The organism is Bacteroides salyersiae WAL 10018 = DSM 18765 = JCM 12988 (genome assembly GCF_000381365.1).
GTDB classification, from domain to species: Bacteria; Bacteroidota; Bacteroidia; order Bacteroidales; family Bacteroidaceae; genus Bacteroides; species Bacteroides salyersiae.
The window spans coordinates 1,126,661-1,138,802 of sequence record NZ_KB905466.1 but is presented as its reverse complement, the minus strand read 5'-3'; the positions used below and the strand labels follow the sequence as shown (position 1 = coordinate 1,138,802).

6 protein-coding genes are annotated in these 12,142 nt (G+C 41.9%); 1 reads left to right on the top strand and 5 read right to left on the bottom strand.

The genetic code is table 11. From position 1 onward, the window contains the following. Positions 1-7: 7 nt before the first annotated feature. The 5 genes from HMPREF1532_RS04535 to HMPREF1532_RS04515 form a co-directional block, all read right to left on the bottom strand. Positions 8-2,494, bottom strand: coding sequence for a tetratricopeptide repeat protein (locus tag HMPREF1532_RS04535; RefSeq protein ID WP_005925457.1), 2,487 nt, complete (start codon positions 2,492-2,494; stop codon positions 8-10). Between the two features lie 136 nt (positions 2,495-2,630). Then, complete coding sequence (locus HMPREF1532_RS04530) at positions 2,631-4,304, bottom strand: DUF5123 domain-containing protein (RefSeq protein ID WP_005925454.1); 1,674 nt, start codon at positions 4,302-4,304, stop codon at positions 2,631-2,633. A 23-nt stretch (positions 4,305-4,327) separates the two neighbouring features. Then, complete coding sequence (locus tag HMPREF1532_RS04525) at positions 4,328-6,250, bottom strand: RagB/SusD family nutrient uptake outer membrane protein (protein WP_005925451.1); 1,923 nt, start codon at positions 6,248-6,250, stop codon at positions 4,328-4,330. A 20-nt stretch (positions 6,251-6,270) separates the two neighbouring features. Further along, positions 6,271-9,531, bottom strand: coding sequence for a SusC/RagA family TonB-linked outer membrane protein (locus tag HMPREF1532_RS04520; protein WP_005925448.1), 3,261 nt, complete (start codon positions 9,529-9,531; stop codon positions 6,271-6,273). A gap of 150 nt (positions 9,532-9,681) precedes the next feature. Then, positions 9,682-10,989, bottom strand: a complete 1,308-nt coding sequence (locus HMPREF1532_RS04515) for an acetylxylan esterase (RefSeq protein ID WP_005925445.1) — start codon at positions 10,987-10,989, stop codon at positions 9,682-9,684. Positions 10,990-11,156: 167 nt separating this feature from the next. On the opposite strand from HMPREF1532_RS04515, the gene HMPREF1532_RS04510 reads away from it, so the two are divergent. After that, positions 11,157-12,071, top strand: coding sequence for an alpha/beta hydrolase (locus tag HMPREF1532_RS04510; RefSeq protein WP_005925442.1), 915 nt, complete (start codon positions 11,157-11,159; stop codon positions 12,069-12,071). Positions 12,072-12,142 lie beyond the last annotated feature (71 nt).

The window sequence follows — 12,142 nt, the reverse complement described above, 5'->3', positions numbered from 1 at the left end:
GTGAATCTTATCGTTTTCGTCTTCCTGTAATTTTCAACGCTTTCTCGTTGCCGTTTTCTGCTGCTTTCTCGAACCATTCCATGGCTATTTCATCGTTTTCTTCTACACCGTTACCGCTTAGGTAGGCATTACCGAGTTCGAATTGCGCTTTGTCACTATTCATTTCTGCGGCTTTCAACAGCCATTGCAATCCGGTTTCCGCATCGGGTGTGCAACCCTCTCCGTACATTAACATTTTTCCTAAGTAGTAGTAAGCGTGAACACTTTCCTGACCGGCCGCATCGTTGAACCAGCGAAATGCTTCCTGTAGATTTTGCTTGACACCTACACCGTTATAGTAGCAGAGCCCCGTGCGATACATGCTCATTGTGTTGCCATTATTTGCGGCGAGGGTATAATATTTGAATGCTTCCGTTTCATTTTCTTCCACTCCGATACCCATTTCGTAACAAATGCCTATTCCTTCACTGTAGAATTCTTGTTCTGCTGCTTGTCTGAAATAGACGAATGCTTTTTCGGATTCGTTGAGTTTGTCGTAATCGTACAGATAGTATTCTCCCAACCGGAGCATAGCCATAGGACTGTTATTGGCAACTGCCTTTTCATACCATTCCACTGCTTGCTTGTTGTCTTCCATGCATGGGCCATATCCGTAGAAATAATAGTCTCCCATTTTGAATTGGGCATATGCATAGTTTGTTTCGGCTGCTCGGGTCATATATTCTACGGCCTTGTGTGGATTTTCTTCTACTCCGTATCCGTTTTCATAAGCCAATCCCAATTCTGTAATACAACGGGGTTCATTATTCTCTTCTCCTTTGTGATACCATTCGAGTGCTTTGTCGGGGTCTTCCTCTACTCCGACAGCGTTTTTGTAGCAACGGCCAATTGCAAACATCGCATCTGTATCTCCCGCCTCGGCAGCTTTTAGATACCATGCAAATCCCTCTTCGGGTTTGGCTTCACCCAAGATACCTTCACTTAAATAAAAGCCTGTGCGATACATGCCATAAGGATATTCCTGTTCTGCGGCTTTGCTGAACAGTTCGAAGGCCTGTTCGTAATTCCGTTCGTTTTCTTGAAGAAAGCCCAACTCCACCATTGCATAGGCAGAACCCTGTGCAGCAGCTTTCTCGTAATATTCTTTAGACTTGGCTTCGTCTGTCACTCCGGCATATCCATTAGCCAGATAGAGGGCTGCACGGCAATAACCGTCATTATTTCCTAATGCGGCTGCTTTCTCATAGTATTCCAATGCCTTTACATAATCCGGATTTTCAGATAAGCAACCGCGTTCATACATCCATCCGATGCGGTATATAGCGCTTCCGGAACCCAGTTCGGCAGCTTTCTGTAACAACTCATGGGCGCGTCCGATATTTTCTTCTACCAACTCTCCATTGAAGTAGACCATTGCCAGGCTTTCGACTCCTTGTACGTAATTATCTTCTACACAACGTTCAAGACAGTATAAACCACGTTCCACATTTTGATATTCATCATTGTACAGATAGATTAAAGCAAGTTCGTAAGCACTGTATGATTCACAATAAAGCATTCCTTTTTCCAGCCATTCAATTGCTTTGGGGATATTGGTCCAGGGGGCGTCTTGATAATAATATCCCAAGAAGTTGGCAGCCGACCATACTCCGGATTTCCAGGCGCTTTCCCATAGTTTGAATGCTTCTTCCGGCTTTTTTCCTAATTCCGGATTCCGCATATACAGAGTGCCTAAGCTTTTCTGGACGTAGAAGTTCGGAACAATAGCCAGTGCTTTTTTGTAATATTCCGCCTGCTCTGCAGTTTTTGTTTCATCGTTGTCGAGTTCATCGCCTATGACAGCGTATATGTGGGCACGCATTCTGTCTTTTTCGGAGAGTACTTCCAATAATTCCTGACGAAGTTGTCGTGCCTGCCCTTCATTACCGGCGTAATTCTCGATACATGCCTGATAGAATTTTTTCCAGCGCAAACCTTCCGGAGTTGTAAGTTTGGCAAAGATACGTTTACCTTCTTCCCGATCCGGCTGACAATAATACCCCATGTATTTCCAGAAAGCAACAGTGGCTTGGGCATGTTCGTCTCCCATCCCGGCTGCTTTTTCATAGTATGGCAATAATTTTCCGGTATCACGTAGTCCATAACGTGCTTCAGCGTATTGGGAACCTTTTTGTGTCCATCCCGCACCGTCAAATTCTCCTACCCGGTCACAGGTTTCCTGTACTTTTTCCCACCAGAAAGCATATTCTTCTTCATTAAGGTCTACCTCTACATTGCAATCGTAGGCTTCAAATATCAGGCGGAAGAAATCGGCTGTTTCCTTTTGGCTCTCTTTGCGATCTAATGCATATTTGCACACGGCTAAAGCTTCCCACCAATTGTCTGGGTTCATTAATAGCTCATGGGTATATTTGCCAAACCATTCGGTTGCAGATTTTCCGGATGTTTCAATTCTGTCGAGTATTTTTTCAAATCGTTCTTTAATGGCTTCCATATAAACTGATTTTTTATGATTTTGTCGCAATGTACGAATATTGCCGGATTGTAACAAAAAAGACTATGAAGAAAATAAATAAAAAAATCCCCTGACTATAACTAATCAGAGGATTTTTACTTACGCTTTTCTAATATTATTCTGCACTCATATACCAACGTGGGTCACCGGCACTATTCTTGCCATCAAAGGATGAATCTTTAATAGTAAAGTTACCGCTTTCCGGATCCGTAAATAAGTTTTCGGAAGTGTTGTTATACTCATACGTGGGTTTGAAAGCATTGCTGCCGAATACAAAGTCTGCTGTGAAATATACTCCCGAAATGGTCGGGGTAGAATTGGCTCTGACTCCTCTTGATGTAGAAGTCCATACACCTTCAGCTAAGACAGCCGTATTGGCTTTTGCAAAAATCAAGTTAGTGAGCTTTATTGTTGGAGCTATATTCTGGCAATCCAAGAAATAACGTGAAGCACCTATTACATTATAGAAAGTACAATTTTCAATTTCAATATTCGTTGTGTTAGAACTACGGAAGTCCATAACGTTATGTAACGCAGTATTGACAGTTGTATTACTCATAATAAAATTAGCTATCGAGTATGCAGCATTATTCCAATAGAAACAGGCATAATTATCAGATCCCTGATTGGTTATAACACAATTGTCTATGATCAGATTATCAATGCTAATAGAAGCATTATCTTTTAAACGTATGATAGAACGGCTATAATCATCGAATGTACAATCGGTGAAAGAAAGTGTTTCCAAGCTGGATGTGTTTCCTTCGTTAATCAAATAAGTGCTTCCTGTATTTATGAAAGCAACGTTTTCGAATGATATATAATTATGATTTCCGTCTATTTCAATCGTTTTATTCGATTTAATAGTTGGCTTTTCTCCACCGGATGCACCAAAGAATGTAACAGATAATCCATCAGGAATTACTATCGCTGCCATTTCACCGGTGGTTTCATCAAGTGTTTCCCAAACGAGCTCCATTCCGGCTTCCATAATGTAGGTTACACTACCTGCAGATGCTAATGCATTTATATCTTCTTGAGTAAGTGCGTCACCTTGGTAGAGATACTTCTTCACATTGGCGCTTGGAGTGGGATTAGTTGTAGAAACTATGCGGGTGCCACGAGGGTGGGTACCGTTATAAATAGTGAACTGATAGCTGGTAGATGCTTGTAGTTCTGTGATTTTAACAAAACCTTCTGCATTACTGAGATCAATTGTTTTTATTTCACCTAAAATAGAGTTTCCATTTTCATCTATACCGGTCACCTGTGCATATTCAAGGTGAGTCACAGCCAATGTGGCATCCCATCGTAAGGTAATGAAGTCTTCACCTTTGTCTTTGCTTCCTACGGTTTCGAAAATATTCTCACTCTTTGTTTGAAAAGAGAATTTCTCAAGATAATTCCAATGAGAGTTTCCTTTTGTTTCGGAACATCCCATGATACGGATATAGTATTTGGTGTTACTATTCAGGTCTTCAAGGGTATAAGGAGATTTCTTAATGTCTTTATTTGTTCCGTATACGATTGAATTTTCACGACATTCTTCTGTTTTACCGTATAATGAATCCGTACTTACTTCAATGATATAATAGTTGGTTCCGGGAGTAGCTTTCCAGGTAACTTCAGCAGTAGTGGTAGTGGCGCTAACACTAAAACTACCGGGACTGAACAGTCGATCGTACTGGCTGTCCGTCTCCCATTCATTGATATCCGTACAAGATATTATTCCTGCAGTGGTCAGGAGCATAAAAGCTCCTGCCACGATTTTATTTATTATATGTTTCATCTTATTCATTAGATTTTAAATGATTAATCCGTAAATCCGTAAGAATTGTGCAGAGTTCCGTTTGATGCGGAAATTGTTGTAGAAGCGATAGGCATTAAATATCGATTCTTCACTGAAGCATTTAAGCCGCCATTTATTTTAGGAAGATAATCCAATAGATTCTTTTGAGTGGCATCTGTTAATTCTGCTCCCCAGAAAGCTTTATTTGAATATGTTTCATCGTTCTTTAATTCTTCCTGTTCTTCGGCTGTCGCATACCACTGCACTGTAGACATGTCTATGGTACCACCGTCTTCTTTATATTTGAAATATAATTTAGCCGGATATTCCGATAATTGTCTTTCATAATCAGCTTTCATTTTCTCTGTTCTGTCGTTCAAGAGATTCCAACGGATCAAGTCGTATTTACGATAGCCTTCCCCTACTAATTCCCATGCATTTTCTTGAACGATAGCATCAAAGAATACATCTTTATCGGCCGAGATGTTATTTATGTATGTTTCGGCGGCAGCTTTGTCAGCATCGCTGAATGCACGTCTGTGTACCATTTTCAAAGCTTCGCGTGCCGTAAGACCGCATTCTCCCGTTACATCTGCTCCATGGAGTTCATTCATTACTTCGGCATACATCAACAGTACATAAGGATAACGCATTTTGGTGACGTTAATTCCCGACATCCATTTTGCATTACCGGTATTGATTGCCACGGTACGCCATTCTTCACTCATTTTACGGATATCCCATTTTGCAAGATAGATTTCGAAAGGTTTGTTTCCGTCGAAGCTTTCTACCATTTTTCCATCGGTTTCTTTTAGTGTATAAGGTGCGCATGTCAAGTCACGACGTAAGTCATTGTGGTCAAATGACCAGAAATACGGGGCACATACTTTCATCTTACCGGATGAATTACCTTTTTCGCCGTATTTAGAAGAAGCGCCATTGATACGTACTCCGACAGTATAGCCTAATTCGCCCGATCTACCCAGTCCCATTGGTATTTCAAAAATATTCTCACGATATGTTTCGTCTAATTTGAGTTTATTGACCATATCCCAATGGTTTTCAATAGATGGATTCAGTTGATGTTTACCAGAACCGATAACTATATTCAAATGTTTGAGTGCTAATTCATATAATTTCTGGCGTTCTTCAGTTCCCGGACGTTGTGTCGGATAAGCCGCATCGCTGTTGGGGGCTGTTTCATAACCAGCCTTAGCACTCTCGCGAATGGCCCATCCCGCACGTGTCAAAGCGATATTTGCTAACAAAGAGTGTGCATATCCTTTAGTGACGTGTTCTGTAGACACTGAGCCTGCCCATGACAAATGTTCGGCTGCATCTTCCAAATCGTTTATCAGGTAATCCAAAATAACATCCCGGTCTGTCTTAGCCAAGTAAGCATTACTTAAATCAGGCTTTGATGATTCCATTTTCATAGGCAAATCACCGAAGTTGCGGATTAAATCAAGATAAAGCATGGCGCGAAGAACTTGGGCTTCAGCTTTAATACGTTCTGCTTCTGTCTGTGTAGAACCACCGGCAGTGATCAGTTCACTATTGTTTATGCCGTCCACTACGATATTAGCGTATTCGATTGCACTGAACATGGCATCCCAAGCCTTGGATAAGTTGGCCCATCCTGGATTTTGATTATAGTTCATATTACCACGCTCACTGGAAGTGTTGCTTGCATCGGCACCGAAACCGTCTACTAATTCGTAATCAGAATTCAAACACCATACAAAGGCGAAATACTGTGAATAAGTCTGGTCGTTGGTTAGGCTACCATATACTTTGTTCAATACATTATTGGCATAATATATAGAGTTGAAAACAGTTTCTTCTGTTAATTCAGATGGTGAACGTTGATCTAAAAAATCGGAACATGAGGTCATCATATTTAAGGCTACACCACCAATTAATAAGGTTTTAAATATCTTTTTCATTTTAGTTTTCTGTTAATGGGTTAGAATGTAACATTGATACCACCTACGAAAGAACGGCTTTTCGGATAAGCTGCGTAATCAACTCCCGGGCACATTGCATTCTTTTTACTTGAAGTATCTACTTCCGGGTCTGCACCGCTATATTTGGTAAAGCAGAAAAGGTTATATCCGGTCAGGTAAATACGTACGTTTTCTATCCATGCTTTTTTAACGATTTGTTTAGGTAGCGTATATCCGATAGAGATATTGTTTACACGCAGGAATGAAGCATTTTCTACTGCATAATCAATCAGTTGCATGGTTGTAACAGCAGCAGGATGATACATATTGGCACCTTGGTTTAGTTCATTTAGGCGGGTGATGACATTGTCTATGCCGCCATAAGTATTGATGGTGCTATTAGATGGATTTCCTATATTCAAGCCGTTTGCCGGGTCGATCCATGTGTAACGATTGCTCAGATCGAAATCTGAATTCAAGTTATAACCAAGTGCCGAACCTGCGCGGAAAGCAGTTGCGAGTTTAGTACCATTGATGATTTTATTTCCGATGGAATAGTTGAAGAATGCTGTAAAGTCGAAGTTCTTCCAGTTACCGGAGATGCCGAAACCTCCATTGATCGGGGCGATGGTATTACCTAATTTTTGCTTAATAGGATCACCGTTCTCGTCACATTCTACTTTCAAACCGCCCGGATAATATTTACCTCCGGTTATTGTTGTTGAATTGTCTTTGATTCCATCTCGTAGCTGCCAACCGCCACTACCCCAAACTAATTCTCCGTTAGGGTTGTTAACCGCATCGTATGCCGTGTAATAACCATTGGTTTTAAATCCCCATATTTCACCGAGGCTACCTCCTTTTTCAACGCGGTAATCTTCATATTTGGATATAGTTGATCCGGACCAGTTAGAGCTTTGCCATGGGTTGTCGATGGGTAGTTCGTCAATACGGTTTTTATTCCATGCGATATTGAAGTTGAAATCGAGATTGAAGTTCTTGTTTTGTACCAATATGGCATTCATTTGCAATTCGACTCCCTTATTGGATGTTTTACCAAAGTTCTGGTATTGGTAAGAGTAACCGGTATTCGAAGGTATTTCGGTTTTCATCAATAGATCTTTTGTCGAATTCCAATAAGCATCAATGCTACCGGATATACGATTGTTTAAGAAGCCGAAATCAAAACCGAGGTTACGTGTGATGGTTGTTTCCCATTTTAGGCCCGGGTTAGAAAGTGTTGAACCATGTTCCAGCATTGAGTTGAACTTTTCATCGAAATACGGCCCCTTTGAAGTGGCTGCTGCCATGGAATATGTTGTATACATCAACCCTGATCCAATTCGGTTATTACCGGCTGTACCATACGAAAGACGGAGTTTTAAGTTGGACAACCAGTCTCTGCTGCCTTCCATGAAGTCTTCGTCCATAATACGCCATGCGACTGCTGCGGATGGAAAATATCCCCAACGGTTACCTTTGGCAAATTTTGCAGAACCATCGGCACGCATTGTTACGGTCAGTAAGTATTTATCCATCATTGTATAGTTAAGACGTCCGAAGAATGAAAGCATGTTATCTTCAGCTCCTAATGTACTTTGAACAGGATGAGTTGTGCCTGCCGCTCCCATATTGGCAAGCACTTCATCGCGTGTCATTGTAGATGGAAATGCGGTTGCTGTATTGATGTGCTGGTCTTGTCTGCTGCTTTGAACTTCATGACCTAACAAGACATTGATACGGTCGCGTCCTTCGAATAATTTGCCGTCATAAGTCACGGTATTGGCATTTCTCCAGTTTTTGTTGACTACGCGGGTCAATACTACCTGAGGCATACCATTGTCACCCAATGATGAGTTTTGTACGGCTGGCGATTCCCATACCTGGTCGGTATCTACTCTTCTCCATCCGTAACCGAATTCAGAACGGAAAGTCAGTCCTTTAATAGGAGTCCAGTCCAATCCGGCATTATAATTTTGCTTGAAATCGTATTTCTTTTTATAGGTTGCATCCAGACGTTCAAGCGGATTGTATTGTCTGGTTGTATTACTCTCATCATCATCGTCGTTTGATGAATCTATGGGGTTGATGGGGCGGAAACGTACGGAATTGGCAACGATAGAATTGGCGGCATTCGACTCATTCGTGTCGGCTCCACCACTCAGACCGTTGATTTTCGTATTTGTCAGACGAGCATTAAAGTCCAGTTTAATCCATTTGTTCAGTTTGGTATTAATTTTGGCATTAATATTATCTTTGGCAAATCCGGAGCTACGCATGATACTGTTTTCTTCATTACGGGCGTAGGAGATGGAGTATTTGGTGTCTTTCGTACCACCGCTGACACTTACATTATATTGTAATTGGTTTCCGGTATTACCAAATATCTGGTCTTGAAAATCATTTCCTTCTACGGATTTCCATATTTCAAGGTCATCATAATTACCATAAGAAGTAGATCCCATTTCATATTGATAATATGCGTAATTATACGGATCCATCGTTTTGGTCATTTTGGTTACTTGTTTCCAACCGTAAGACGCTCCGAAGTTTACTTGAGTTTTACCCTCTTTACCCGATTTGGTAGTGATTATAATAACACCGTTGGCTCCTTGTGAACCGTAAATGGCAGTTGAGGAAGCATCTTTTAGTACGTCAATGGATTGAATGTCGCTGGGAGCGATATCACTGATACTGTTTACGGGAAAACCGTCGACGATATACAACGGAGAGTTATCTTGAGAAAGAGAACCTCCACCACGTACACGGATTTTAATATCGGCATCAGGAGAACCTTCTGTTGTGGTGATACTAACACCTGCCAATTTTCCGGTTAACGCTTCAGAAGCACTGGAAACAGGAATCGATTCTAACTGTTTTGCACTGACAGAGGCTACCGAACCGGTCAAGTCTTTTTTCTGTACTGTACCATAACCGATAACAACCACTTCGTCCAACGCTTGGGTATCATCGTGTAAAGTTACATCGATTTTGGTTTGTCCTTTTAAGGCTACATCTTGTGTTTTCATACCGATATAAGATATGACAAGAGTTGCTTTGGCAGAAGTTTTTAGAGTGAAATTACCATCAAGGTCGGTAATTGTACCGTTTGTGGCATTACCTTTCTCTACGACAGATGCACCGATGATGGGTTCTCCTGTCGCGTCTTTCACATTACCGGTTATTGAAACCGTCTGCGCTGAAACGCTGAGCGATAAGGCTGCAAATAACATAAGCAGCAGGGCGCGCATGTTTTTCACTTGGTTAGACATTCTTTGCATGTTTACTTTTAGTTTATTAATATAGATTGTTTTTCTTAACTACACCCACGTTGAGTGTTAATTCATCGCTACAAAAGTATACGGATGTAAACAAGTGGATGTGCAATATTTGTTTTTACGGTAGTATTTTTTGTTTTAAGACGAAAAGTATTACTTAATCAACTGTTTACAGAACCAATTGTTGGTTATGATATCCTGCTCTTTGGTACGCCAATGTCCCGTGTCGTGGGCTATGAATAACTGTTTGGGAGCAGTGATGACATTGTAGGCCGAATAGGTTGACGTAGGAGGGCAAGTAGGGTCATTATACCCCCATGAGTAATAACCGGGAGCTTTGATGAAACGGGCAAAATTAACCACATCATAATAGCGGGAAGTGGCTACCTTTTCCGGTTTATTGTTCAATTTCTGATTTTGAGGGGCGAACATGGCAGGCCAACCTCCGGCACGGCCATGAAGATAACCGGTCAGATCGCATAGAGCCGGGTAGAAAGCTACGAGTGCTTTTACACGTGTATCGAGTCCGGCAGTTACTATCGCTAACGCTCCTCCCTGGCTACCACCGATGACACCTAAATTTTCTCCGTCATATTCGGGCAGGCTGCACAGAAAATCGAGTGCACGGACACAACCTGTATAGACGCGGCGGTAGTAATAACAGTCCTTGTCATCGAGATGGTAAAAAGCATAGTTATCCAGTACGCCTTTGCTTAGATTGGGATACAAATCGTCCGGTAAAGTTTGCGGGATTCCATGAATACCGATCGCAAAAGTAATCATTCCTTTTTCCGCCAATGCCATTTCTGCCGGTTGCTTTTTTACACCGGCTCCGGGTACACGCAAAACTGCGGGATACTTGCCACTTTTTTTAGGGATACAAAGGATGCCGTAGAGGTAAGTTCCTTTTTTGTAGTGTTGCAGGCGCACATGGTATACATTGGTTTCCGGAGTACATTGTTCCGGTAGGAGAGTGATAAGAGGTGCTATCGGTATAAGGGCCGTTTCTGCTTTGGCACGTTCCCAAAATTCTGTAAAATCTTTGGGGAGTGTTGTTGTCGGTTCCAGTTTGTCAGGACTAAAACCGATATTTACATAATTGGAATACACAATGCCGTCTACTTCCGTGCGGCATAGACAGGTGGTGAAACCGGGTGTTTTCATCGTTCCTGCCTTTACGGTCAGAAAACCTTTTTCCATCCGGCTCTTCCCGGTCTGTACGGGCGGCATTTTTTCAGGACCTATTTCATAGGTCAGAGGAATGTTTTTCAAGGCTACGTTTCCACGTATTACCCGGATGGTAAACGATGCTTGTTCGTTAGTGCGGTAAGTCCAATCGTCATGATCGGGAGTGATTTCGATACGGACATAGTCTTTGATGTTGCTTCTCTGAGCAGCAGATTCCGTATGATAACACAGGAGGATTAGAGAAAAAAGGAGGAGGATACGACTCTTTTTCATGGCATGTGGATTTGTTTTAAATGACGGAACAAATGTAGAGGAGTTTCTTGAGTCTATTGTGGAAATAATGTTTCTTTTAGCGTGTATATGTACCAATTATTCTACCTTAAAATGAAAAAGGAGCACTATCTTTGTCCTATCCGATAATTTGATAAGAAATAAATGAGATGAAGAAAGGAATCTGTTTATGGTTGATTGCGGGGGTCATTCAATGCGCTTCCGCGCAGAGTTTTCATTCGTTATGGAAAGATAATATGCCGAATAGTAAAGGCATTACAGTAAAAGATAGCATTGCCAACGAACGGGTATATCAGGTAGGTACACCGGGTGTATATGTGTTTGAACCGTCGATAGCCGAAAACAAAGGAGTCGCTGTACTGATTATTCCCGGTGGGGGATATGCCCGCTTGGCTTATCAGATTAGCGGATGGCAGTTGGCGAAGTGGTTCAATACTTTTGGAGTGACAGCCTTTGTTCTTAATCATCGTATGCCTCAGTCGCCCGACGTAAAAGTGAGTTATCAGGCACCGTTAGAGGATGCACAACGGGCAATGAGATATATCAGATCGCACGCTGCGGATTATGGTATTGATGTGCACAAAGTAGGGGTAATGGGATGTTCGGCAGGTGGGCATCTCTCTGCTTGTCTGTCTACTTTTACTGAAGACTGGGGGTGTGGAGGCGATACGCTGGACAGGGAATCTTTCCGTCCGGATTTTACGATACTTATTTCTCCGGTGATTTCAATGGGAGAAGTGGCGCATAGAGGAAGTCGGGATAACCTGTTGGGTAAGAATCCGCCGGTGAAGCTATTGCATCAATTTTCTTGTGATGAACGGGTGACGAAGCATACGCCTCCTGCTTTTATTGTTCATGCTACCAATGACGGTTCCGTTTCTTCGCTTAATAGTATTCTTTATTATACGGCGTTGAAACGTGCTGATGTGAAGAAATCTACTTTACATATCTTTCCGGAGGGAGGGCATAGTATTGCTTTGCGCAATAATCCGGGAACGACCGCTCAATGGCCTGTATTGGCGGAAGAATGGTTGCAAGAAATAGGAATGCTGGAGAAGTTTTAATCGTTTCACAATTATGAGACACTCGTCTCACGGTTGAGCGACGAGCGTCACACAGTTGTGAAACGAGCGTC